This window comes from Rickettsiella massiliensis 20B, from assembly GCF_000257395.1.
In the GTDB taxonomy this organism is placed as follows: Bacteria; Pseudomonadota; Gammaproteobacteria; order Diplorickettsiales; family Diplorickettsiaceae; genus Diplorickettsia; species Diplorickettsia massiliensis.
Window position 1 is genome coordinate 105079 of the sequence record NZ_AJGC01000001.1, and the last position, 25908, is coordinate 130986.

At 34.9% G+C, this 25908-nt stretch carries 27 protein-coding genes and 1 pseudogene; 13 read left to right on the forward strand and 15 right to left on the reverse strand.

Annotated elements, in window-relative coordinates; all coding sequences use genetic code 11:
• Positions 1-705: 705 nt before the first annotated feature.
• The 6 genes and pseudogenes from S3O_RS0100655 to S3O_RS0100700 all read left to right on the forward strand — a co-directional run bounded on the left by S3O_RS0100655 (position 706) and on the right by S3O_RS0100700 (position 6003).
• The gene (locus tag S3O_RS0100655) at positions 706-1158 is read left to right on the forward strand and encodes a hypothetical protein (RefSeq protein WP_010597116.1); all 453 of its coding nucleotides are present in this window, start codon (positions 706-708) and stop codon (positions 1156-1158) included.
• Between the two features lie 198 nt (positions 1159-1356).
• A pseudogene (gene gyrA / locus S3O_RS18420) lies at positions 1357-3886 on the forward strand (DNA gyrase subunit A).
• Between the two features lie 59 nt (positions 3887-3945).
• Positions 3946-4278, forward strand: a complete 333-nt coding sequence (locus S3O_RS0100680; protein ID WP_010597118.1) for a type I phosphoribosyltransferase — start codon at positions 3946-3948, stop codon at positions 4276-4278.
• Positions 4279-4684: 406 nt separating this feature from the next.
• The gene (locus tag S3O_RS0100685; protein WP_010597119.1) at positions 4685-4951 is read left to right on the forward strand and encodes a hypothetical protein; all 267 of its coding nucleotides are present in this window, start codon (positions 4685-4687) and stop codon (positions 4949-4951) included.
• Positions 4897-5301, forward strand: coding sequence for a hypothetical protein (locus S3O_RS0100690; protein ID WP_010597120.1), 405 nt, complete (start codon positions 4897-4899; stop codon positions 5299-5301). The genes S3O_RS0100685 and S3O_RS0100690 overlap by 55 nt, the downstream gene beginning before the upstream one ends.
• A gap of 315 nt (positions 5302-5616) precedes the next feature.
• Positions 5617-6003 (forward strand): hypothetical protein, encoded by a 387-nt coding sequence (locus S3O_RS0100700; protein ID WP_010597121.1) that lies wholly within the window; start codon positions 5617-5619, stop codon positions 6001-6003.
• 125 nt (positions 6004-6128) lie between these two features.
• On the opposite strand, the gene S3O_RS16900 is transcribed toward S3O_RS0100700, so the two are convergent.
• Together S3O_RS16900 and S3O_RS0100715 are read right to left on the reverse strand one after the other, a co-directional pair.
• On the reverse strand, positions 6129-6296 hold the full coding sequence (locus tag S3O_RS16900; RefSeq protein ID WP_156792664.1) for a hypothetical protein: 168 nt from the start codon (positions 6294-6296) through the stop codon (positions 6129-6131).
• A 142-nt stretch (positions 6297-6438) separates the two neighbouring features.
• Entirely contained in the window at positions 6439-6783 is a 345-nt protein-coding gene (locus tag S3O_RS0100715) for a hypothetical protein (protein WP_010597122.1), read from the reverse strand.
• 313 nt (positions 6784-7096) lie between these two features.
• Here S3O_RS0100715 and S3O_RS0100720 point away from each other — a divergent pair, with 313 nt between their 5' ends.
• Positions 7097-7606, forward strand: a complete 510-nt coding sequence (locus tag S3O_RS0100720; protein ID WP_010597123.1) for a hypothetical protein — start codon at positions 7097-7099, stop codon at positions 7604-7606.
• A 271-nt stretch (positions 7607-7877) separates the two neighbouring features.
• Positions 7878-8825, forward strand: coding sequence for a hypothetical protein (locus tag S3O_RS0100730; RefSeq protein WP_010597124.1), 948 nt, complete (start codon positions 7878-7880; stop codon positions 8823-8825).
• A 78-nt stretch (positions 8826-8903) separates the two neighbouring features.
• Here the strand turns inward: S3O_RS0100730 and S3O_RS0100735 are convergent, their stop codons facing one another.
• From S3O_RS0100735 to S3O_RS0100780, 10 genes are all read right to left on the reverse strand, one after another.
• Positions 8904-9098 (reverse strand): hypothetical protein, encoded by a 195-nt coding sequence (locus S3O_RS0100735; RefSeq protein WP_010597125.1) that lies wholly within the window; start codon positions 9096-9098, stop codon positions 8904-8906.
• A complete protein-coding gene (locus S3O_RS0100740; protein ID WP_010597126.1) occupies positions 9088-10851 on the reverse strand; it encodes a hypothetical protein in 1764 nt (587 codons plus the stop codon). Before S3O_RS0100740 ends, S3O_RS0100735 begins: the two co-directional genes overlap by 11 nt.
• A gap of 53 nt (positions 10852-10904) precedes the next feature.
• A complete protein-coding gene (locus tag S3O_RS0100745) occupies positions 10905-12671 on the reverse strand; it encodes a hypothetical protein (protein WP_010597127.1) in 1767 nt (588 codons plus the stop codon).
• Entirely contained in the window at positions 12640-13734 is a 1095-nt protein-coding gene (locus S3O_RS0100750; RefSeq protein WP_192805838.1) for a hypothetical protein, read from the reverse strand. The genes S3O_RS0100745 and S3O_RS0100750 overlap by 32 nt, the downstream gene beginning before the upstream one ends.
• A 79-nt stretch (positions 13735-13813) precedes the next feature.
• Positions 13814-14227, reverse strand: a complete 414-nt coding sequence (locus S3O_RS0100755; RefSeq protein WP_192805839.1) for an ankyrin repeat domain-containing protein — start codon at positions 14225-14227, stop codon at positions 13814-13816.
• Positions 14228-14262: 35 nt separating this feature from the next.
• Complete coding sequence (locus S3O_RS0100760) at positions 14263-15069, reverse strand: ankyrin repeat domain-containing protein (RefSeq protein ID WP_083827575.1); 807 nt, start codon at positions 15067-15069, stop codon at positions 14263-14265.
• Positions 14991-16478 carry an ankyrin repeat domain-containing protein gene (locus S3O_RS0100765; protein WP_010597131.1) on the reverse strand — a complete coding sequence of 496 codons (1488 nt, stop codon included), beginning with the start codon at positions 16476-16478 and terminating at the stop codon, positions 14991-14993. The genes S3O_RS0100760 and S3O_RS0100765 overlap by 79 nt, the downstream gene beginning before the upstream one ends.
• 31 nt (positions 16479-16509) lie before the next feature.
• Complete coding sequence (locus S3O_RS0100770; RefSeq protein ID WP_010597132.1) at positions 16510-17433, reverse strand: hypothetical protein; 924 nt, start codon at positions 17431-17433, stop codon at positions 16510-16512.
• Positions 17434-17438: 5 nt separating this feature from the next.
• The gene (locus tag S3O_RS0100775) at positions 17439-19628 is read right to left on the reverse strand and encodes an ankyrin repeat domain-containing protein (RefSeq protein WP_010597133.1); all 2190 of its coding nucleotides are present in this window, start codon (positions 19626-19628) and stop codon (positions 17439-17441) included.
• 7 nt (positions 19629-19635) lie between these two features.
• Positions 19636-20070 carry a hypothetical protein gene (locus S3O_RS0100780; protein WP_010597134.1) on the reverse strand — a complete coding sequence of 145 codons (435 nt, stop codon included), beginning with the start codon at positions 20068-20070 and terminating at the stop codon, positions 19636-19638.
• Positions 20071-20724: 654 nt separating this feature from the next.
• On the opposite strand from S3O_RS0100780, the gene S3O_RS0100785 reads away from it, so the two are divergent.
• From S3O_RS0100785 to S3O_RS19300, 4 genes are all read left to right on the forward strand, one after another.
• Entirely contained in the window at positions 20725-21036 is a 312-nt protein-coding gene (locus tag S3O_RS0100785) for a hypothetical protein (protein WP_010597135.1), read from the forward strand.
• Between the two features lie 84 nt (positions 21037-21120).
• The gene (locus S3O_RS14935; protein WP_010597136.1) at positions 21121-21402 is read left to right on the forward strand and encodes an aspartate-semialdehyde dehydrogenase; all 282 of its coding nucleotides are present in this window, start codon (positions 21121-21123) and stop codon (positions 21400-21402) included.
• A gap of 35 nt (positions 21403-21437) precedes the next feature.
• Entirely contained in the window at positions 21438-21752 is a 315-nt protein-coding gene (locus S3O_RS19295; protein WP_192805840.1) for an Asd/ArgC dimerization domain-containing protein, read from the forward strand.
• A complete protein-coding gene (locus S3O_RS19300) occupies positions 21739-22161 on the forward strand; it encodes an Asd/ArgC dimerization domain-containing protein (protein WP_010597138.1) in 423 nt (140 codons plus the stop codon). The genes S3O_RS19295 and S3O_RS19300 overlap by 14 nt, the downstream gene beginning before the upstream one ends.
• A 625-nt stretch (positions 22162-22786) precedes the next feature.
• On the opposite strand, the gene S3O_RS0100805 is transcribed toward S3O_RS19300, so the two are convergent.
• Both S3O_RS0100805 and S3O_RS0100810 read right to left on the reverse strand, forming a co-directional pair.
• Positions 22787-23296, reverse strand: a complete 510-nt coding sequence (locus S3O_RS0100805) for a DNA-3-methyladenine glycosylase (RefSeq protein ID WP_010597139.1) — start codon at positions 23294-23296, stop codon at positions 22787-22789.
• A gap of 118 nt (positions 23297-23414) precedes the next feature.
• Positions 23415-24164, reverse strand: coding sequence for an oxidative stress defense protein (locus S3O_RS0100810; RefSeq protein WP_010597140.1), 750 nt, complete (start codon positions 24162-24164; stop codon positions 23415-23417).
• A gap of 623 nt (positions 24165-24787) precedes the next feature.
• Here S3O_RS0100810 and S3O_RS0100815 point away from each other — a divergent pair.
• The gene (locus tag S3O_RS0100815) at positions 24788-25051 is read left to right on the forward strand and encodes a hypothetical protein (protein ID WP_010597141.1); all 264 of its coding nucleotides are present in this window, start codon (positions 24788-24790) and stop codon (positions 25049-25051) included.
• Between the two features lie 572 nt (positions 25052-25623).
• Here S3O_RS0100815 and S3O_RS0100825 read toward each other — a convergent pair.
• Positions 25624-25908, reverse strand: a complete 285-nt coding sequence (locus tag S3O_RS0100825; RefSeq protein ID WP_156792666.1) for a hypothetical protein — start codon at positions 25906-25908, stop codon at positions 25624-25626.

Genomic DNA, 25908 nt, shown 5'->3' on the forward strand with positions numbered 1-25908 from the left:
AAAAATTTGATTTCAATAAGGGTTTGACGCTTTACAACGGGCATCCTCAGAAAACTCTCGAGTAATGTTTTATTACTAAATCGAGGTAACAACTCAGCGAGTGATTTACTCAAACTAGGATATTTACCTATTCCTGAATCTTAAACAGGGTATTTTTGACCCAAAATAACAGCTACAAACTTAGAAGCTGGATGTATCTTTTAAAAAGTGACGGTTAAAAGTAAGCTTTAAACTGCCACATATTTTGTAATTTAATAACCCCCGTAGGGTCACTAAATAATTAAACTTGCTGTCTTTACAATAGAGACGACAGAAAGTCCACAAAAAACTAAATTTAGAGGCATTATAACAGCATTTAGAGGCTTAGCAACACATTTTGAAGGGTGGGGAAGCCGGATTTATCAACGATGGGCTGTACTCATTTAGGTCGAATTGTATTGGATAGTTTGTTTTAAGTGAAACTTTTGCTATCCTTATCGTGGCTTATAAAAAATACGTGATTTGATAATAAATGATGTATTTTGAACGTAGGAATCGAGTTTTGTCAGAAAAAGCCTGAAAAAAACGATTATTTTCAGTTGGATTGACTAGTTTTTCGTATCTCTTCTCTCTTCTTAAGAGGTATGCAAAAGAGGGGTTCGACTGAAAGATTTTTCTTAACGCTTAAATTTAAGCATACTTTACCTATAAAGAGGAATTCTGCTGATGTACAAGAAGCTTTTGGTTTCAGTGTTGTTGACGACCGCGTTAGTGGCCGGTTGTGGCCCTAAATCTGAGGATAAACAAACAACAAATGGTGACCAGATTGATACCGTTATGCCGCTCCAGGATCAAGGAAGCAGCCCCCCAGCAACGTCTTCAGAGAATGGAAATGTCGTGCCTAATACCAATGTAGCAGAGCCTACGCAAGTACCCCCTACTTCGACCACACCGGATGCGAAAACACCGGCTACGGTGGATGGTACGACGACTCCGGCAACCGGCTCCGATGCTCAGAATCCAGGTGAGACAAAAGCACCTACCGATAAGATGGACAATTCTAAAGTCGATCCAAACGGTGCTTCTAACAATCAGAATGATTTACATAAAGAGATCAATAAAGGGTTGGATGCAGCCGGTTCAAATGATCCTTCCGTAAGTACGAACGGTGATAAATAACCTAATAATCGTCAGCGATTAATTAACCGTGTCACGGATAGAGAGAACAATATTGCGTTGTTCTCTCTATAGCGTCTAAAACAACATTTCTATCGTTCAGCCCGTTTTCTATTTTATTGCTGCCTCAGGCAATTGAGCTGCTTTTTTATATCAATTATGGTAAAATTACCCCCTAATTTTCCAGTGAAATAAAGTGTTATGACCGACTTTGTAGCCAATGAAGTGATTTCGGTAACGATCGAAAAAGAGCTAAAAAATTCTTATCTTGCCTACGCAATGAGCGTCATTGTTGGGCGTGCTTTACCAGATGTTCGTGATGGTTTAAAGCCCGTGCATCGTCGTGTTCTTTACGCAATGAGTGAACTACGAAACGACTGGAATAAAGCATATAAGAAATCCGCTCGTGTTGCCGGGGATGTCATCGGTAAGTACCATCCTCATGGTGAAAACGCAATTTATGATGCCATTGTCCGTATGGCACAAACTTTTTCTATGCGTTCAGTACTCATTGACGGTCAAGGTAACTTTGGGTCAGTTGACGGTGATGCGCCTGCAGCGATGCGTTATACCGAAATCCGAATGTCTAAATTGGCCCATGCGCTGTTGGCTGATTTAGAAAAAGAAACCGTTGATTTCGTACCTAACTATGATGAAACTGAGCAGCTACCGACGGTTTTACCGACCCGTATTCCCAATTTATTGGTCAATGGTTCTTCAGGCATTGCGGTGGGTATGGCCACCAATATCCCACCTCATAATCTGGGAGAAGTCATTGATGCGTGTGTGGCGCTGATTGATAATCCAGAATTATCTATTGATGAATTGATGCAATTTGTTAAAGCGCCAGATTTTCCAACTGCCGGCTTAATTTATGGGCGTCAAGGAATTATCCAAGCGTATCAAACCGGTCGAGGACGTGTGTTTGTCCGCGCACGGACGGAATTGGAATTCGAATAAACAGCGCATCGTGGTGACAGAACTGCCTTTCCAAGTAAACAAAGCGAAATTAATTGAAAAGATTGCTGAATTAGTAAAAGAGAAGCGTATCGAAGGCATTACTGCTTTGCGTGATGAGTCCGATAAGGAAGGGATGCGAATTGTGATTGAAGTGCGTCGGGGTGAAAATCCTGAAATTTTATTGAATCAATTATTTGATCAAACTTCTTTACAAGTGACTTTTGGAATTAATATGGTGGCCCTCGTCAAAGGACGACCTGCCGTTTTAACATTGAAGCAGTTTTTAGAAGAATTTTTAGCGCATCGCCGTGAAGTGGTGACTCGTAGCACTTTATTTGATTTACGTAAGGCACGTGAACGGGCACATATTTTAGAGGGATTAGGTATTGCGTTGGTTAATATTGATCCGATGATTGCCTTAATCAAAGCTTCTAAAGATTCTGCAACCGCTAAAATTAAAGCAAGATTGGGAGCTGGGTATCGTAGCCGATATGCTTTGTAAAGCGCAACAAAGCTTGAATGAAAATCCGTTGATGCGTCTAGTCGCGGATGGATATGGTTTAGATGAACAAACACAGCGCTATCGTTTAACGCCTGAACAAGCACAAGCGATTTTGGATTTACGTTTACATCGTTTGACGGGCTTAGAACAAGATAAAATTTTGAATGAGTATCGTGAGCAATTACAACTCATTACTAATTTATTGGAAATCTTAAATAATGCTGAACGTTTACGCTGTGTCATTCGTGAAGAATTGCTTGCTGCACGTGAAGAATTTGCGGATTCACGGCGTACAGAAATTGTTACCGTGGACGCAGAGATCAACGAAATTGATTTAGTTCCTGAACAAGAAGTGGTCGTAACGCTTTCTCAAGCACAACGTCGTGGTGGACGTGGAAAAAGTTCAGGGGTGTTAAGGAAGAAGATTTTATCGAACATTTATTAATTGCCAATACGCACGCAACGCTCCTTTGTTTTTCCAGCCTAGGTAAAGTGTATTGGTTGAAAGTATATAAAGTGCCGGAAGGAAGCCGTACTGCAAAAGGCCGACCGATCGTGAATCTACTCAACTTAAGTGAAAATGAGCGTATTCATGCCGTATTACCGATTAGTGAGTATCGTCCTGAGCAAACGTTGTTTATGGCAACGGCGAAGGGAACTGTGAAAAAGACCAGCTTAACCGATTTTTCTCGACCACGAAATGACGGCATTATTGCCATTGAACTACGAGAAGGCGACCGTTTAGTGGGCGTTTCGTTAACTGATGGACAACAAGATGTATTGCTCTTTACGGATGCCGGGAAAGTAATTCGTTTTAACGAAAATCAAGTACGCACAATGGGACGCGGTGCGTGTGGTGTTCGCGGTGTAAAATTACAGACTAAGCAACAGGTAATTTCCTTAATTATTGCGCAAGCCGACGGACAGATTTTAACCGCAACCAGTCAAGGTTATGGCAAACGAACGCCAATTGAAGAGCATCGTCTAACAGGGCGTGGTGGAAGTGGTGTCGTGGCGTTAAAGGCGACTGAAAAAACAGGTCGTGTTGTGGCGGCGGTACAAGTCTTTCCACAAGACGAAGTGATGCTGATTACTAATAAAGCAACATTGGTCCGTACGCGCGTGGAAGAAATTCGTAGTGCTGGAAGACACTCGCAGGGTGTACGCTTGATTCGCTTAAATGAAGGTGAGACCTTGGTTGGTTTGGAACGTATTGAGGAAGAAATCTTGAATGGAACGAGTGATCAGGTGTCGGAGCAAGAAGGATAAAATCTTTTTGGTTGTGCATCCTTTTCTCTGAATAAATAACAAACCTTGTGAAACGATATATGTCTATTAATAATGTAAAAAATACGCTCGCCCAGTCACTCGTTGAGATTAAAGCGATTAAAAAAGGTGAATTTACTTTGCGTAGTGGCGAAAAATCACCGATTTACGTCGATTTACGAACATTAATTGCTTACCCTTTGGTATGGAAGACGGCTGCGATGGCCTTATGGGAAGTTATACAGTCTTTAGAACCTCGTTTATTATGTGGGATTGCTTATACGGCGTTGCCTTTAGCCGCTTGTATTGCGTTAAATCAAGATTTACCGATGGTCATCTGTCGTAAAGAAAATAAAAATTACGGTACAAACTATTTTAAAAGAATAATGGTTTAGTCGTTACCGATGCAGTGTGTTTGGTTGATAGGGAGCAGGGTGGACGCGGGGCTTTGACCCAGAATAATATCCGTCTGCACTCAGTATTTACGTTAAAAGATTTAATTAATACTATTGATTAATTTCTTGCGTTGAGTGTTTAAACTCGACACCAATATTTATCCCATAATCAAAATATTTATTTATAACCCATAGAAATGCTCTATGCAATAAAACTCTTGATTAACGACACCTTTACCTTTACATAAACAAATATAAACTTATTCATCTAACGAAGAAAAACATCCTAGGGATGTTTTATTTTTTATGTGTATTTTTAACTAAAAATATTATCCCATAACTAAGTTTAGTTTATACTCTATAATAAATCTCTCGATTTCAATTCTAAATGAAAAGGTAAAATATTATGGTTATCGCAGCCCAAAAAATTATCGCTATTTTTGAATCGATCGGCCAAAATTTGACGAGGTTAACCCAAGATCTTTGTCAAAAATTAAATAAGCTTCCAGTATGGGTCGATGATGGGGAAGGGGACTTCATTAATGATCGTGAAAAAATTATTTTTGCATTGACACATTTCACATCGACACCCGGCTTGTCTCCCCAAGAGACCTATCGATGTCCTGGAGTGGTTGCGGTGACTCACGATACGCTGGTATTAATAAAAAAGTAAATGAAGCAAAGGAAGCATTTCGTGCTCAACTTAAACAATATCATGAAGAACACCAGGATAAAAAAAGAGATACCACGGCTTGGGCAAGACAGTTATTAGCTAAAGCCGGTTATCCTGGCCTAAGATTAAAACAAGTGATGCGTAATCTTCCTTTTATTGAATATCACCCGCGTCGAATTGCTTGGGTTCAAGGAATCCATACTGCCAGTAAGCGTTTATCAATTGAAGAATCGGATGCCTTACTTCGTAAAGTCGGGAAGGGTAAACACATTGAAATTCAACGCAAAAAACTGCAACGTTTGCATCATAAAACACCGTTAGTGAAACATCGTAAAATAAAGCCAGGCTAGGGTAATTAATATTGCTACGTTTAAACAAGAGGATAATCGTTCTGTTTATGAATCACTGCGTGCTTCATTACCGCTTTTTTATTTACATGATCCTCAATTAGTACCACCCTTAGTTTGTTTTAGCCAAACGCGAAGTCGGAGAAAGCCAAGATTAGATAAAAGTATTGAAGAAACCCCTTTTTTACCTTCAATTAGCGTATATCGGCATAAAAAATATAACTGATTTTGTTTTGCTAGTTTTAATAAACTAAAAAGGTAAAACATCTTATTTGAATAAGATGTTATTATTCTATTTTTACCCAAAAGGAAGATAATATGAACTCAGAATCATCTAAAAAAGATCCTCAAGAAAATATTAAAAGGCAGGCGCTTGAGCACGCTCAAGGTAACAGTCAGTGGCGGGAAATGACTGAGGAGGAGTTTCAAAAAATCGTAGCGAATGAGGCTAAAGAAGAAACCTCTAATCGATTATTACCACAGCAAATACTTGGTATTCAAAAGGAAAAACAACAGCATTTATTTCCTAATTTAAGGTATTTACCCAGAAATAATTTTGACACTCCTCAATCTTTTAAAGAAAGACAACTGCTTCATCATCGTTATAGCGAAAATAAAAGTTCTTTTCATTATTATCATGATTTAGAAGAGAGACCAGGCTTCGGTCATATAGATCACATGCCAGGAGGCCCAAACTATTTTTAATTAATTACCATAATTCTTATCAAATTTTCTGCATCATCTTAAAACAAAGCACGTAAAAATTAATTTTTACGTGCTTTGTTTTTTTAAGATTTAATTTTAGAAATATATATATTTATGTTGTAATATCATACCATAATATTTTCATGCATTAATGATTTTTGTATATCGCTTTTATATTTGATTAATTCTAAAGGTATTTCATCTGAATTGTATTCTTGTTTCTTTGTTTCTTTTCCATTCATGTCATATTCTGTAAGAATCATACGTTCTAACTTACCATCTTGATAAACCATCCTTATGTGGGTTTTAATTTTTTCCTCGAATTATCGTGATAAATTCTTACTTCTTTACCCAACAACTCTCCGTCCTCAGTTTTATTTAGAGTTATCACTTGTCTTAAAGCTAGTCGAAGACTTTCGAGCTCTTCTTGCATTTCTATTGATTTTTTTTTACAGGCATTAAATCTTTATTTTTATTTTTAGATTCATCTAGTTCTTTCTGTAAATCTTTATTTTTATTTTTAGATTCATCTAGTTCTTTCTGTAAATCTTTATTTTTATTTTTAGATTCTTCTAGTTTTTTATCTAAATCTTTATTTTTATTTTTACATTCTTCTAGTTTTTTATCTAAATCTTTATCTTTATTATTGTCTTCTTTATTTTTACAATTACAGTCTTCATCCCATAATTTATTTTTCCCTATAATTTTGGTAAGTTTAATTAATTTATAAGCTAAAAATTCATCTAGTTCTGATAGGTCGTTACTGCATGATCTACACATAATAATAATGCTCCTATTAATTAAATAAGATAGATATCAATAAATCTTAAATTTATTATTATTTATAAATAATAATTATTCGATATCTTTCTTTTACTATTTTATTTGATTGATTTTTCTTATAAAAGAAAAATCAACATATATATAACTAATTTGCTAGATGTAATAAATAAAATTTTAAAACTTATATACTCAAACAAGAAACAATAATTTTAATAAATAAGAATTCAATATATAGCATCAAGTATATTGAATTATAAAATATGATATATTTAATTAGGTTCAATATAAAACTTAAATAAGAAGGATATTTATGAGTGAATCTAATTTTTTAAATTTAATACCGACTAGTAATCTTCTAAACTATACTGATTTATTAAACGGAAACTTAAGTTCTGATGAAATAATCGTTAAATTAAGTAAAACAGAAGATATAGGCAAATGGAATCCAGAAAATTTAAATGAAATATTATTTAAATTCAAAGTAGATAGTTTGGAGTTTATGAATAGACATCGGTTTTTTAAATTTAATATAAGAATCCCAGAAGAGATTAAGAGTAGTACAGATTATTTAATCAATGAAGTAGGTTTATTTTTTAAAGATAAAGCTAAGAATAATGATATTCTAATAGCTCATGTATATATTGAAAATTCTTTGTCTTTAATAGAATTAGAAGGATTTTTTTTACAGTTGATTCTTCCTTATCCTATTAATCAAGAGATAGACTTAGAACTTGTTGAAGAACAAAATAATCTTATTTATAGTAAGTTAGAAAAAAAGGAAATACAGATACCAATAATATTGGTGATAACACTCAATTAAATAATTATTTAATTGAGTGTTATGATAATCATGGACAACCTTTACGTGCTTCAAAGTGGAATAAAAAAGTTATTGAAAAAGAAAGAGTATTTTTATGGGAAGAAGTATATAAAAATGAAATAGATTTTAGTAGATCTCTGTCATTACTTGACATTTCTATACCACCGAATTCAAATTCAATTTATTATTTTTATAAAGAAAAAACAAATCAAATATTTATATTCGTAGATATCATCTTGATAAAGATGAACTGGCTGAACCAAGGTATGTATTGGCTCTTAAAGAACCGACAGTGGAAAGATATGGTACAATTGGTCAAATTGATGATAAATTTATTCGATGCTATTTATCTCACCGTGCGGGTGTTTTTTGTATCAAAGTAAGTAAGTTAAAAAATGTAAAGTCTTCTTATCATCAACAGTATCATCCTTCTCGTGTTGGAGATAATACTACATTATTTTCTCTCGATAATAATGCAGCGCTAGGAGGAGGGGATATAGCAGGTTGGACTTCTGGAAAAGCCTTTTCTGCTAGCGGAGTAAATTATGAAAGTTGGGTTTGTTTAGGACCTTCAGAAGTTATAGACTGTGGTTGTGATAACCCTATCGTTGATTATTTTAAAGAAAATGATGAACTTGTTGTTATCTGCTCTGGCCGAGAAACAAAAATAGATGAAGAAGAAATTACTCCTGACAAAAAGGGTAAAGGAAAAATAATAATAGAAGAAGAAAATTTGATAGAAGTTAATGTTTCTAATACTGTTGTAAAAACAGCAAATATTCAATATGAACAACCTACATTTAAAAATAAAAAATTTAGCTATCTTTCTTTCCTATCCCCTAAGAAGAAAGAAAGATCTATTATTACGTATAAAACTAGAGAGGATTATAATGATTTCTGTCATGTAAATGCTTTAACTCATATGTCTTGTAGATATAACGATGAACTTTTTATTTTTCCTAGAGATATATTTCAAAATCCGGAGCATGATAAGTTTTTTAGTTTTAATCGTACTAAAAAGAAAGTGAACAGCTATTTTATTCCTGAAAAAATTCGTGAATCAGTTCAAAAAAACAACATGATGTTTTATGATCAAGTTCAAGTAGCCTCTACCCAAAAAAATCTTATTTATTTTTCATTAAATAAATATAATCAGAAAACTAAAAAACTAAGTACTCAAATATTTGAATTGGAAGTTGATGCAAATCAAGAGAATTGAGTTAAAAGAAAAGAATTGAAGCCATTACTTCCGATAATGCAATTTATCGGAAGTAATATTGAGGCAAAGAATAACCCACTAACTAATTAATGATCTGCCAAGGGATTTCAATTCAGGAAATGTTGTATTAATTCCAAAAGTAGTTGATTTTAAACGAGCTAAACCAAAAAAGTGTGGCGTATTATGTTGCGTTCTTACCACAGGCTTTTTAATTAAAGGATCGTCTTGAATTAAACGTTTAAACGAATCATCGTGATAATCTTCAGAAGCCAATATGGCAGATTGAAAGCGTTTTGTTAATATTAACTAACGATGTTTCAGACTCCTCCGACTCCTCCTGGTAGGCCAACTTCTGGATCGACGCCATTCGCTGAATAAGCGGACCTTGTTTGAAAACATAGCCGAATAGCCATTTAATAAAGATAAAATTCTGTTCAAAACTGACATCATAATTATTTAAGGTCGTTGATGCTGGTTTGTTAGTTAGCAGGGGTTTATTGTCCAATGTTTTTTGTGTAGGTGAGCTAAAAATTTCGTGAGTACTAACGTCTCGTCGAATACGAGGCTGATGATCAGTAGCCGCCTCCTCGGCTCGAAGCATGGAAGTGAATGCTATTGAAAGGTTTTCTTGGATGGTTGCGTGATGTGAAGCAATAAATCGCTTTAGATTATTTTCAAGATGTTCACTAATTTCCGTGGTTTGTTTTTCTAATTTGCTAATGAGCTCATCACTTAATGAATCTCCTAAAAGAGTTTTAAAACACTGCTTCATACTGGTAGCGGCATCATTTCCTTGATTCTGAACTAACACGTTTGAGTAACCTAAAACAAATAATCCTATAACGGCTTTAACCGCATGATCGTGTCGAGTGTGATGATACATTTTTAAGTGTAGATATAACGTTAAAAACGCTTGTTCAGCATCCACTGAATTAAATCCTAAACAATGAAAAGTCGTGTAATTATTTTCTAAACCCTGAACAATCAGTTGCCGCTTTATAGCGTTAACCACCTCGGTATTGATTGCGTTTAATTGTTTGCGCGCTAAATGCTGTAAGTTTGCCAAATTGAATAAACTCTGTAGTGAATTTATTTGGGATAAATCAAATTGCTCAAGATTATTCATCATAAAGTAATCATCATCGTCACCAAATCGAACTGCAGAGATTCTATAATCCAAACGATCCCAATTTTTAAGCGTTATATTCGATTTATCAGTAGAAAGTAAAAGATCGTGCTGGTTTTTAGCGACGATGACTTGAATCGGTTGGTCAAATCGCAATATTCCAAAACGTTTAGTCACGGACGTTGAATCACTCTCCGCTTGATGATGCTGAATCGTCAAATTCTTAGCAGCGACGGTATATTCGATGATTTGATCGTCATAGAGACTGATAAGTTCATTACTATAATGAATGGCTAATTTGGCAAACTCGTACAATTGTGTTGGATTTAACATTTCGTTTTGGCGATGATCATACCAAAAGCCGATCGATAACTTATTCGGATGATCATAAAAAGCTTCCAACTTAACCACTAAATTATTATCACCTATTAACAATAGGTGCTGCGCTTCACGATAAAATTTTATGGTTTTATAGCGAGTCGCTAGCCGTAGTGTTGCTCTGCCCGCTAGTTTTTCAGTGTCGAACGAAAAGAATTTTTTATGTTCGGTCGCGCGAAAAAAAGGCATTAGAGAAGGCAAAAGAGTCGATTCATTCAACCAAGGAATAAAACTAGCTTGATGAGCATCCATTATAATAAGATGTCGATAAAAGCTAGTGAAAAAATAATTTTTAATCGATATCGCCATCGATTCATTAACGTGTTTTATCAATAGAGTTTCACTGACTTTATAGGCTTTGATATCCGTAATGGGAATTGGAAGATAAAGTAAATCCCATTGCCTATCTTCTGCAAAGTTATCAATCGTTGCGTTAAAAGTGCTCGAGGTTAATGTTAAATAATAGGCATCTTCCCCCTCTCCTGCTTGCGCATAGCGAATCTCATGGTTTAGCGGTATCATATCTGATTGCTGCGTACCCCATAAACCGATGCCGCCGGTAACGCTGTTTTAACTCAAAAAACCTGATAATGAGATTTTGAGCTTGCCAGAGTGTCATATCTTTGCAACATTTCATCATCAGTTAACTCCATTGTTGCTTTTAAACTCAATAACTTAATCTCTTGACTCGAGTGGGTTAAAGAAAAATCCACTAACGGCTCTATCACACTACCGTGTTGATCAATCAATTTAATAGGGCAATTTTTCTGATTCTGATCAAAATAATTATGGAGGGTTAACGAAAAATCTTTAATTTTCAATTCAAGACTATTTTCTTCAGAAGAATAAATAAAATGATCACACTCCTTTAATAAAAGCGTATCCGTAAAAACAATGTTGGCTTGACTAAGATGTAAATGAGAACTGCCTGCTGAAGGTTTCACATAGACTGTGACCGGCTGTGTTAAATAATGCAAGCTTATATCGGCCGAGATAACCCAGGTTGTGACCCCATAAATGAGAGGATTTCCAGTTTGAAAGTGCTGTTGAGCCTGGCTTTTTCGATCATAATCTATTGGAAAATCATTAATGTTGATATCACCTTTGACTTGCGTTAGGTCAAGTATATTGGTAGCGTTTTGTCCTCCCCATATTTCTCCAAATGCTAAACTGCTCAGAATAAACAGATTGCTGGCATTTTCACCACCCATTATTTTATTAGGTTCTTTTCCCATTAAGAAAGTATTATGCCAACCGTTATCTCTGCCAACGATTGTTCCACCGGAAATTAAATCGAGGTCATAAACAATCTTTTTGTAATCTTCTTTATAAATATCTTCAATCACCATAGCATTTTCACAATAAGAAGTGACTTGCTCAGAACGTCGATGTAACGGCCAACCTTTTCCTAGCGTGTCGTCATATTCGAAAGGTTCACCAGTAAACGCTGGTAAACAAGTTGCTGTATAAGCTGTATGATATAAAACCTTGTCGGTGACAATCCGAGATAAAAAATACCGGTAATTGCCATGATCCGTTAATCCCATCATAATTTTGGCTGGACTGGCCACTACAGTGGGTATTTTAGGTGTTTTTTTAGTGCAACGCGTTCTACCACTACTCACTATTCGTAATTGGCGAATATTACAAGGATTTTCACCGTCGCGAAAAATAATTTCTCCGAGACCACTCACATACGCGGAGATAAAATTATTGCTTAAATGCTTCACCATGTTTTCTGCAATTTCATTCAATAGGTTTTGTCTTGCCTCAAGATACTGCACATCTTGAGGCGGAGCTTGCATCGCCAAAGTATGCATAAATAAACGAAATTCTTGGGAAGTTGTGAGTGAATATTGTTTATATTCTAAAACCATGCTGCTACCACTATACAATCCACGAATAGCAATTAAACCTACCGCAACAGCTGATCCAATCCCTGGTTTTTTAGCCGCTGTGGCAGCAACGGTGGTAATCAAAGATCCACCTGACAATACAGCATTCGCAATATTATCCCGCCATTCCTTAGTATAAGGAATGGCGTGTGCGGCATTAATTGAAGATTCAATGAAATCATAGATATCAAACGGACTGCTAACAACGCCCGCCACTCCTCTCGATAGCATTAATCCATGTTTAAGGCGTTTAATCATCAAGGGTGTTAGCTTAACTATTTTGTCTTCAATCAATTGAGAAAAAAGCGAAAAGCCCATCTCACCCACTCCTAAGGCAAAACCTTTTTTATCCTCAAGCAGGGCCGCTTGAAGAATGGAATATGCGCTATGGATTTGCGATATTCTTCCTGCGGCATTAGTTAAACGATTGGGCCATTTTTTTGGCATGTTGGACTTCAAGGTCAGACAAAATATTTAATGCCCTTTCAGGTGTTGTTTTTAATAACGCATTGATTACGGCCGGTTTAAGTTGGTCATGAACATCCTGATTGATTAATTGTCGTAATTGCGTAAGCATCTGAACTTCGCGACGCGTCCCTAAGATAGGAATAGGCTCAGTCCTCTTAAAGATTTGTTTTACCTGCTTTCCTCGTACGTGTTTGATATAATCAGATGCGCTCAGACTTAATAGATTATGACTTAAATAAAATCTAACTCTTTCATCATTTAAATCCATATCGGCATTGATCAACTTAGCTGTCTCGCCTAAGAATTCAATTTTAGTACCCACATCATAAAGTTCGACTCGAGAAACCCATTTATCATCCTGCAAATTCAGCTTACCTTGTTGTTGATCTTGCTGAGACAAAAGAAAACGTTCGCTTTTAAACGGTTGCGTTAAGATGATTTTTTGCTTGTTGGATAATCGTTGATTTGCTTCAGCGACATTAAAGTATTCAACCGTTATCGTACTGATGGGGTCAGTGGCTTGATTTAAGATCATCATTAGCTCAGAAATACTTTTTAAACCCCACGTATAAGCCACGTTGCTGTCAAAATAGGCATATTGGTTCGCTTTGCGATAAATAGCCGTCACATGATTCTCGGTGACGATATGTAATGCAAAATCACCTACTTGCTGATTAAGATCATTTTCGAAGTCCGCTAAAGTTGAATAGTGTTTCGTGGTCATCAAGCTCGCAGGTAAACTATTAGTAGACGAATCAATGGCATATTTAAAATCATCGAGTAAATGACTCAAGCCAAAAATTTCTCTTTCTTCACGCACTGAAATTTGTTTTCCTCGTGCCAATCGCTCATAAAGCTCAGCTGAAGTTTGAAGATTATTCAAAAAAGATTGCTGCAAGTCTCTTGGGGATCCCCATGTCGGTGACAAGAATACACTTTGAGAAAAAGCACGCGTTATGGCGGCACATTGCCCCTCGATTTTTATTCTTCTTGAGGCAAATGACGGTAAGTACAAGCCCTGTATCACCGGAATAATCCTCACTGTTGGAAAATGCTCTGAGATAAACTTTGATAACGTCAGATAATGTTGTTGTTGTTGAGTAACCGCTTCTACTTGAGTCTTAACACTGAGACAATAGCCGTAAACTTCTCTCTAATTCAGGGTGACTAGGTTGTTTTTCTAATGCGTCTTGAGCTAAATCCCAAGGGGTTTTACCGGCGTTATTTTTGATTTCTTTTTTGGCTTTATGTGCTATTAATAACTTTATTGATTGGAAGTCTCCATGGAAAGCGGCAATATGTAACGGACTTGACCCATCATTATCCAGACTATCCACTTCAGCACCGTTGTTAAGTAAAATTTTAATCACTCTAGTGTAGCCTTTGTGAGTGGCTTTGTGGATAGCGCTAAGTTTATTTTCATCTTTGCTATTCACTTTGGCGCGGTGGGCTAACAAAAACTTAATCACCGCAGCTTGACCATTTTCTGCTGCTAGATGAATGGGTGTTAACTTATGCTGATCCTCTTGATTCACCGCAGCACCTTCCATCCAATAAATGGGCTACCAATTCAGCATGCCCATTGGCACTTGCTAGATGCGGTTAAACCCTGTATATCAGAGGTATTGATGAATTGTTTAAGTTGTGCGGGAGTTTTTTCTTTAATATAAGCCAATAAAACCTGAACTACATCCATATTCCCATTCTTCGCTGCTAAAAATAATGCAGTTCTCTTTTTATTTTCAGTGCTTGCATCGACTTGAGCGTTGTTGGCTAATAAAAACTGAACCGCTTCGGAAAATCCATTAGCAGCCGCTAACATTAGCGGCGTTTTTTTATCAGGCCCTAAACCATTAATTCGAGCCCCTTGCGCCAACAGTAATCTCATTATTTCAACAAAACCCTGTTGAGCTGCTTGGTGTAAAGCAGATAAACCATGGATATTTGAGTCATTAACAAATTCGAATAATTTTTCAGGTTTTTGTTCTTTAATATACGTCAATAACGTCTCGACCACATGGCTGTGGCCATGACCGGCGGCTAACATCAGCGCTGTGTCTTGATATATTGTTTGCTCCTGAATGTTGGCACCCTCATCCAATAACATTTTAACCATCACATGGTTGCCACGATAAGCGGCTAAATGTAATGCGGACCAATAATACGTATCTAGTGCATTGATAAAGGTTCTAAAATCATTTTCAGTATACTTTTCTCTTATGTAAGCGAGCAAAATCATAACCACTTCAGTATGACCTTCCAGTACCGCGAGGTGTAAAGGTGTGATTAATTGACTATTTAAAATATCAATCTTAGCACCCTCTGCCAATAATAGCTGAACGAGTGGGGTATAACCTTGGCTCGTTGCGAGATCCAACGCTGTTTAAATTCAGCGAGCTTTTCAGGATTTTTAGCTTCCATGTCAGCCAATAAAGTTTGAACCACTTCGATATGACCATTCAAGGCAGCGACGTGTAAGGTAGTAATCTTAATTTTTGGCGGAAAGCTATCTGAACTATCCATTTTCGATAATAAAAGTTTAATGACATTGGAATAGCCATTTTCGGCAGCCAAATGCAACGGCATTAAGTCATCATGATTGGCCACGTTTATTTGAGCAAAGTGTTTTACTAAGAGTTCTACGATCGAATAATGCCCATTTTGCGCCGCACAATGCAACGGCGAGATATGATGTCGCGTTAAAGCATCCACCTTGGCATCATACTGTATTAACAGTTTTACCACTGGGTAATGACCCCGTCGCGCCGCATAATGAAGGGGGGTCCAATCGTTGTCAGTACAAGCATTAACCCTGGCGTGGTGTTCTAGTAAAAACTTAACGACCTCAAGATGCCCCTCTCCTGCGGCTACATGTAAAGGCGATGCCTTCTCAATCGTTAAAGCATCCACCTCCGCAAAATGCTCTATTAAAAAGCTAACGACATCGAGATGACCACCGAGTGCTGCAAAATATAAAGCACTTGCATCTAATTCATTCACCTTAGCGTTATGATTGACAAACAGCTCAACTATCGATAATTGACCATATTCTGCTGCGTTGTGTAAAAGTTTTTTCGAGTTAATATCAAGCCAAGTAAGTTTATTTTTATCAATAAGGTAAGTTAATATTCGATCACTGCCATAATTAACCGCTATAGAGAGGGGTGTCTGACCCTCAACATCTTCATGCTCTATGTCTAAGTGTTGACTCAGTGCAAATTTAAACACTTCAAGCGCGTCGCCCTTAGCAGCGAAGTGTAATAAACTCCAGTCATTTAATGATCTCGCTTGAATATCGGCAGTATAACGACTGTAAGCTTCCAAGATAAAAGCTAAATTATCCTGTTGAGCGTTTAAGAAAAAATGATTTTGATTAATGAGTACGCTGAGTTTGTTATCATATTGTTGTTTTAGCGTTTTTGAACTACTTTTCGTGGCTTGACCAATAATGATGCTTTGTTTTTCAATCAAAGCAATGTCATGTTCAAGTAGTTCGAAGATATTTGAAATAACGGCTATGTTGGGTTTTGTGGGTAGTAGCTCCATAATTAAATCGCCATGCGCTAAGTAATTACGTAAAGCTTTACCGATTAACACCGGAGAATCATTGTCAATAAAACCGCTATTATCAGCCAGCATTGAATTTATTTCGAACATTTCCAAAAAGTCCAGCGCAACCATTTCTAATGCGTTGGTTAAATCATCTCTTAATTCAATGTGTTCCATATAACCGAAGTGAAAGTTTTCTAATACTTCTGATCGTTTAATAAAAAATTGAGCTTGCAATGTTTTTTATTTTCTTCAACCATCACTTCAATCAATTCATTAATTTTTTTAATAAATTTTTATTGTCAAAAGAACTCACAAAATCTTTTATAGCGCGATAGACCTTAAAGGTTTCCTGATATTCAATTGAATTGAGCGTGGACTCCACTAGTACTTGATAAGCATTCCGTAAATTTTCTATAATTTTTATACACTCAGGCCAATTTTTATCTTTTAAACTTTTATCGAGTTTCTTTTTTAAATTTTTCTTTAACGGTTGCGCTAACTCTTGATAGCGTTGGGTGACTAGCGGATCGCTTGGATTCAGAGTTTGACTGTCAAGTTGAATGAATAAACCTTTAAGTTCGACTTTAGCGTCATAAAGCTGCCGTTTGGCTTCAATTTCTGTACGAAAATTAGCTTTGTCAACTTCGGAGCTAAGTTTTCCTTCTAGGGTAGAAAAAAACTGCTCAAGCAATTGATGGGATTCATTCAGTGAAAGATTCTCTTTTTTTTCTAATAACAATTTGAAACTGGTGATATGGTTAATTCGAGTCAGCTCATAAGCAATATAGTAAGAAATTATATGAATTTTTGTCTGGATTTTATCTAAAGTCTCGCCGGTTAATCGCGCCTTTAAACACTGTGAAATCTGTTGCAATAAGTTATCAATCCTTTTTAGAGAAAAAGGTTGCAATTCTGGGACATAATTATTTAAATAGCGCTGAATATCTTGCTTGATTTTACGGAAATTTTTGCTATGGGTTACCTCATCGATAATCTTATTTAAGAAGCTAAAGGTATTAATATAATAATTTTTTAAACCAATGATTTTATTTTCATTAAATAGAATAATTTCCTTGACATGATTTAATAATTTTTTTTCCAATTCAGTGGGATCAGGGACATCATCAACAAGTGTTATAATCTTCTGCTTAGTTTTCTCAAGTATGTTAATATTTTTCTCAAAACTCATTTGATCTAACTGAAAGTTAGGTAGATTTTTAACAATGGCATGAATCTCATTAAAATCTTGACTAACCAGAACTTTTTTAAAAAATCCTTAATGATATAAACTTTATAGCGATAAAGCATATCCGTCGTTGCTAAATGTATTTTTTGTAGATCCGTTTGGATTTTTTTAAAGAAATGGGCATCTTGTTCTATTTCGAGCGTTATTTTATTTTTTAACAGATAAGCATGTGATAACGAATCACGTAATGAGGTGACGGTTTCGCGTAAATATTTGGGCGCAAATAAAATTAAAAATTGATGAATTTCATCCGATACATTAGGAGATTGTAGGGTATTTTTAAGATTTTCTCCGATGACTTGTAACGTTCTTTCGATCACTAATTTACCCAATTCTAGATCCGCATTGAGGTCAATCGATAATGCGGATTTTAAATAAAATTCGATCTTATTTAATGAGTAAAGAGTTCTTATTTTTTCATGATCCTGATAGAGCGATTCAAACAACGGATTATTTGCAATCACTGCTTTTTGTGCTTCATGATGGGCGGATTGTTTTGGATCGGTTTGCTTAGGAAAATCACCTTGCAGACTTCTTTCCGTAATCTTAATTTTTTCTATTGCTAATTGATCAGCAAAATTTTTTAAATGTCCCAAGAATCTTTCTTTATCAATAACTATTTGCGAAATAAAATCAGCCGTTTCTGGCTGAGTATGGGCATGAATAAAATTGACTAAACAAAATTCCATTTCTTCCCAGGGTAACTGGTGATAAGTTGATCGCAAAGTGCTTTTCAAATGATGGATAGTTTGTGCTATGAATTGTGCTTTTAATAAAAATTCGCTATCGATAATCGCATAGTCATGTGTTAACTGATGTGAAAATTCAGTTATAATCTGTATTCTATCAACCACTTCGGCCAGCGATGTTTTGATTTCTTTTTTATTTTCATTAGTATTTATAGAAGTAAAACGCGATTTTAATATCAAATTTTCGATATAATAAGACGTCTGATAACTTAGGGGGACATGTCTTAGTTTTAATTCTTCATAAATTCTTGGAATGATACTATCGATTTGCAGCTTAAGATTTGAGCTTGCCGGATCATTATAACCTAAATGCTGAAACAAGGTTTTAATTAATCCAATGTTATTCAAACGTAATGTACTAAAAAGCGCAGTGTATAGATTTTGTTGTAACGATTGAATCTCCAGATTTGATTTAATAACTTCGCTCAATAAGCTCTTTTTTTGTACTTCACTTAGTAGTTCAACATCAAGATCGTGTTCGAGCATAAACTGAGCGAGATCAAAACGTTGGGCTTCCAGTACCCAGGTAATGGGTAGCTTTCCAGTTTTATCCGCTTGATTAATATTTCCGCCATGGGCCACCACATATTGAAACAATTCCCATTGCTTTTCTTTAGCTAGGTAAAGCAATGCATTCATACCCTGTTTATCAACACTATTGATATAAAATTCATTATTTATAACCTTATCGATTATAAAACGTATGAGGATGGCATGATGATATTTTGCTGCGAGTATGAGCGCTGTGCTTTTATTTTTAGTTTCAAGCTTTAAATTAGCACCGTGTTCGGTTAATAATTGCACCATAGCTTGCCCTGCCTTAACGGCATGATGCAAGGCTGACGCATAATATAAAGGGGTTCTGTGTTTTTTATCCTGCACATTAGGATGACTACCCTGGCGAATTAAATAATCGACGAGATCTAGATTTCCATGTTCCGCGGCTAAATGTAACGCTGTTTTGTGATCGTTATCCCCTGCTAATAGAAAATCATTTAAGGTTTCTTGATCATGCGCCTGCTCTAAATATTTTTTTACTTCAGTTAGCTCGCCTTTTTTAATCGCTGCAAAAAAACTCACTCGAACTGGTTCGCTTAAATCAGAATCTTCGGGAGAAATAGCTTTTATTTCTTTTCTTTTCTCTTCATCATTATTGACATTACTAGGTACATAGTGTGTGATCATGTCGTCATTGAGTAGGCTTGAAAAATATTCTCTTTTATGATGAAAATAATTCGTATCACGATCACGATTTAAGGCTGTAAAAACCCAACCGACCGTTTGCTGCCGATCGAGCATTTGATTAAGATCATGGGCATTTTCTAACGCCAAAATTCCGGAATTATAGTTATCTTGAGGTTGACGAATTTGATGACTGATATCAATCATGGTGAGTCTAACGTTTTAAGCTTTCCAGCAATTGTCGATGTTGTTCTTCTAAAGGATAACCTTGCGAATCCACATAATATCCATTATAACCATGTTCTTGATAACTCAAAACTAAGGTGACCCAGTGTAAATTTCCTAAATTAATTAATAAGGTCAGACGTGATTTAGCTATAGAATCAACCATCATGAGCAACGAGTTAATCTCTTGTCTTAAATGCTGAATATTATTCACAATGGTAAAGTGATAACCACGATCCGGAGAGCTTAGTCTTTTGAAGTCGTTATATTCAATGCGTGCGATATCGGCTAAATCTTCATCATTTAATAAGTAATGATAATCTCTGTGTTCTGTCGCTTTTTCTAATGTGTAGCGCGCTTCATTGGCTCGTTTAACTCTTTTTTCATCAGATTCTGGTCTTAAAGCTAAAGCGGGTATAGGCATATCGAATCCTTAAGAAATTATTATTGTTTGATTACGAATAAACTGCGTCAGTAAGTAATTAAAAATTATTTTTTTAAAATTTTTTACGAATTTCATGCAATTACTGTGAATTAATAAATCCATATTTTTAATTAAAAATATGTCCAAAAAGGTGCTTTTTTATAATTTACTTACAACTTTTTAAAAGTTGGATTATGAAAAAATTAAAGCATTGGCGATTAATTGATTAATTGATTAATTAACAACGCTCAGCCTTATTATTAATAACCTATCATTGATCGCATGCCCTCACTCAGCCACTGTTTTATATTAAACAACTACGGCCAACTCTTCCACCCTAACAATTAAAAAAATTTAGTAGCGTAGTGAAATTAATTATACTAAAACTACCAACCTATTCGATAGTAATTGCTAAGACTTTCCGTCTATCATTTTTCAAGAACTTTTTTATTGATTTTTGAATATTTCCTAAACTAACCTTTTTATTTTAAGGGAAAAATTTCGCGAGATAGTATTACTAAATAACTTGTTAAGATAATAACATACTTGTAATAACTATTACACTTTAAAATAATGTCAACAGGGCTATTCATGAATATTTAGTTACAGGTAATTATAAAGCTCGCAAGAGTATTTCAACGCATTGCTAATGCAATGAACGTTGGCAATCTTAGTAATTTTGAACACTTCTATGCAGTATTTAACACTTTTAATGAATTAAAAAGTGAATTAAAAGCAATTAGTGCATGTGATGAAACTATAAAAAATACAATTAAAACAGTATATACAAATCATTTGAAAATTATTTTTCCACATACAGCGACTACTTTATTTGTAAGGCTGCAACTTTCCAAACAACTATGGATTATTGTGGCAACTGCCGATCCTTTTAAATTCGATTGCATGATTGCAAAAAATTATAGATGTAAAAATTCCTATACCACCATAGCTACAGAAATTGCTTGATAAACCAGCTAGTAACAATCAAGTTATAAGATCCCTTGAAGAAATAAATAAAATAATTCAATTAAAAATTTGGAGCAATGAGGCATGAATCAAGAACAGAAAGTGATTGCTATTACCGGTGTAACCGGTAATGTCGGTCGTAAAATACGAGAAATATTAATACAAAAGAAAACTTTCGATCCGAATCATCTCAAATATTTTGCTTTATCACGTTCAGTTGGACAGCAACTGAAAATCGGTGTGCATGATTATCCAATCGAAAATATTGAAGTTTATGATTTCAAAATTTTTTTGGCTTTGTTTGCAACGGATAGTGATATTTCCAAACATTATATAACCAAAGTACTTGAAGCGGGAGTTAAGTAGTGGATTCAAGTTCTATGTATAGATTGGATCCACAAGTGCCATTAATAGTACCTCCAGTCAATGCTAGGATTATCACAAAAAAACATAATTTATTGGCTGTGGCAAACTGTTTAGCCTCTCCCATTTCAGTTGTGCTTAAACCTTTACATAACTATGCAACAGTAGTTCGTGTAATTATCACTACCTATCAATCTGTTTCTGGAACTCAAAAATTAGCTATGGATGAGTTTTACCAACAAACAAAAATTATATATTCAGGCGAGCATTATCCTAGTCAACTATTTACTCGCCAGATTGCTTTTAATGTGATCCCTCAGGTTGATAAAATTCTAGAGGATGGCTTTTTTTGAAGAATACAAAACTATTGAAGAATTACAAAAAATTATTAGCTCCAAACTTAAGGTTCTAGCAACTGCTGTACGTATTTCTTTAGAAATTGAATTCGCTAACCAAATCAACTTAGAAGAAATTAAAGCACGCTTGAGCAATAGCCCAGGAGTACGATTAAGTGCCGATCATTACACTACACCTGTAGAGGTTGAGGGGGAAAATGATGTATTTGTAGATAGGCTTAGAATAGATCCGACCATTCATAATGGATTATTGTTGTGGTTGGCTTCAGATAATCTGCGTCGCGGAGCTGCATTGGACGCAGTTGAAATAGCTGAATACGTCACACGTGTATGGAAAAGTAAGTTTTTCAGTCGCACATTTATATTGTACTTTATTGGAAGTATTGGGTGTGTTTTAATAAAATGAGAATAATGTATGCCTAACTCTAAACAGCCTATTAATTACTGTGATAATACGTATGTATTATCAAGTTTCATCAGTCTGTATCTGCTTCTGCAATCAGACTTAATGAAGATCTGGCCAATATTCCTGAATCATACACACCAGAACAATATGCGGCTAAAGTTGATGAACAAAACTAACTACAAGCAAGACGATCTATTTATCAACCCAAGAGTGATTGGTTTGATAGATTTATAGAAGAGACTAGTCGTTCTAATACGAGAAGAAAATTACAAACTAGACCGTGATTAACCTATTCTATTTTTTCGCAGAAACCGTTACCTCAGGACCTGAATCGCCTATTTCAGAAAAATTAGGGGAGGAAATAAACAAGTTAACAATGTAATTTTACTCACTCAATGTGGCTTGCCCCCGTTTAAGTGGATCCTAGGAGAATGATTATTTAACATTCAATAATATTTTTATTAAGTGCCATACTAACGAATCAAGAGTAAATTGTAGTTCTCGTGCCTCAACCATGATTTTTAAGGTGTGATGCCCTTCTGATTCATTACCAATTCAACCCTATTCAACTTTTTTACATTTACATCGTCTCATAGTCGGAATGTCGGAATGTCGGAATTATGTATCATAGTGCTTTGAATCTCCACAGCTTATCTATACCTTTTTTTATTCCGACTCTTGAAGTGCTTTTATAATTAGGATGATGATCGGAGTCATAAACACAAAAATCATTATGTACAGTTAGATCAACGTTATTATTTATGGTTGATATATTTAACATTTTACATAATTTACCGGGACCATCAATAGAAAGTGACATTGGTTTAAATAAATTAATCCCCCTAATTAATACTGCAGCAGGAAAGCCTTCCCCTTCCGTTACAATATTCAAGCAATAATACATTCCATAAATTAAATATACATAAGAATAGCCAGGTAAACCAAACATGACAGCTGTTCGTTTCGTATAACCTTTTGCGGCATGACAAGCAGGATCGTCTTGTCCAATATAGGCTTCAACTTCAGTAATCACGCCATGATATTCTGAAAATTTTAATACTTTACCTAATAAATTTTTAGCGACCCAGAGGGTTTCTTGCCCGTAAAAATCTCGGTTTAAGATGAGGTTAGACATAGTTTGTTTGGATTTTTAAATTAACATGTTGTTACTATTTATATCGAGTAAATTTCAATTTATTGGTTATGGGATAAATTAACTATCCATTTAGTAATATATTAAACTCTTCAAAATTTTACTCAGATCCCTTCGTTTGGAGATAAAATACCACGTCTACCTGGTCATTAAAATAAATCGTTTGTGTGCCATACGTTTCATTTATCTCATTGTTACCTCCCCCTGCCCCCAAACTACGGGATTGAGCCATCATCAGACGCACAGGCATCCGTTGATCATCATTTACATGATAACGGATACTATAAACAGGCCCCAACCTAACTTTAAACTCTTTAGTCAGTGACTCGGCTTGCGTCATTGCATTTTCTACTGCTTTTTTACGCGCCTGTTCACGATAAAGACTGGGATCAGAGACCCCGAGTTTTATATCACGAATTTCATTCAAACCTACTTTCAGAGCGCCATCTAAGAGTTCATTTATTTTACTCAGTTGATGGACAGTGACTCGAATTTGACGTGATGCACGATAGCCTTTGAATACTTTTTCCTCATTTTTTGGATAATCGTATTCAGGATGAATTTCAATATTTGCGGTATCAATCTCTTTTTTATCAATTCCATTTTTGCGTAAAAAATCAAAATAATGCACAATACGAGCATCGACTTGTTTTTTAGCCGCGGTAGCCTCCTTAGCTAATATAGTCACTTGTATTGAAAGGGTTGCCATATCGGGCATCGCTTCAACACAACTTGTTCCTGAAGTCACAAGATGTGGCCCCTCTGGGGTTTGTGCAGCCCTAATTTGCGGTACAAAAGAAATTGTACTCGCTCCCATTAAAATGGCAATTATCAAGGTTTTTAATTGCATGTTACCCCTCACAAAAAATGTACTTCGCTTATCTTCTATACAGAATGACTTACTCTTTCAGAGTAATCGAGTTAAGTCCTTTTATCAATAAGCCATTTTTATATAAAAAATATAATTCAATGTGTATTTTAATAAAATTATTGTGTACAGCATGGTTCTTTTAGTCAGCGTATGATTTAACTAATGCGGTAAAGTGGCGCTACTGAAATCATAGAACCCAATCAAACGGGTCATAGTATCATTCTATAAACCCGTTATTGTAATAAAAAGAAAATAGCCATTGAGGCTTATAACCATGAGACTAAAGAATATACAACAAAAATTATCTCTTAATACTTCTTTGTTTACAATGAAAATACTCTTTAAAAAGAATATCCAAACAACAACCTTTACTTATATAGAAATGAGAACACCATGATGCAGTATTCTCATCATAGATAGATACATATCAGTGAACAAATAAAAAAATACCAATACTCATGACTAGGATAATTTACTGTGGATAAGTTAATTTTAATAAAAAATAAGCTTAACTCACCTATCGGCTATACAGGTCGATAAACTTTTACCTCGTTTTTATTTTTGGAAAAAACGAGCTTCTCTCATAAAAAAAGAATATTTAATTGATCTTTATTAAACAAATAAAAAAAGTATTTAACTTTATCGACAAAAATTTAATTAGTATTATTTTAACAGATAACCAGAAAATAATAGCAAATAGTCTTGATTTTACAATAGATGGATTATTTGGATTTGGCACAGAATTGATTCGACAAGCGATTCTCAATAAGAAGAAATGGATTAAAAATAAACTTTTTTACGATATGGACGCTAAAAAACCTTATTCTTACAGAGGTTTTCATTTAATTAGGAACATTCCTGAATGAGTTCCTTTAATCAATGATGAATTACAGCTTAGTAAAGAAAATTTAGTACCTCAAAATATTAATGCCCTAAGCGATTCAAATGTAAATAATCATCAAAATACTTACATCGTTGATATTTACCCAACACGTAGTAAAACTGAAGAATTTGAGAAAAAGAAAGAATGAAAATTCTACTCATATTATTATTAAATCTATACCAGATTACTTAATTTACGATAAAAATTTTTTTCATAAAATTGAAATCATCTTAACTACAGAAGGTATGCTTCATTTAGGTGAAACATTTATTCGAAAAGCCATGCTTTTTAAAAAAATAAAGCGTTCACATTGTACTACTGAAAATGAAGGTTCCTATCCTAAGCCTCTGAAAATATACATTTATCCATCAAGCTTCACTAAGCTGAAGCCATACTAAAAAATATTAAATTAAACATAAGACGGGTTACCTGGTCTAAACTTAATTATTTAAATTACCTTTTAGATAGTATATTTTCTTTTTTTAAAAAAATACGATCAGGCAAACTAAAAAATTATCAAATGAAATTAAAAACCTAATCTTATTAACATATTAATTATTTTAGTGCTTGTAATTTTTTATAAACCTGATTTCGTCGATTTAAGTAGGCTCCGGTATTGATTCCTAAAATAAAACCAAAGCTACCAAATTGATAAATATAAAAAACACCTAATAAAATACCGTACGGAGAAGAATTAAATCCTGGAATAAGCAGAAGAACCCGAATAAAAAAGACAATTAGTAACCCAAATAATACCCCAAGAAAAGAACCATAAAGCGCAAAACACCTCAGTTTGATAGATAACTGTGAAGTTTTTTCGCCCATATGTACACTACTCAC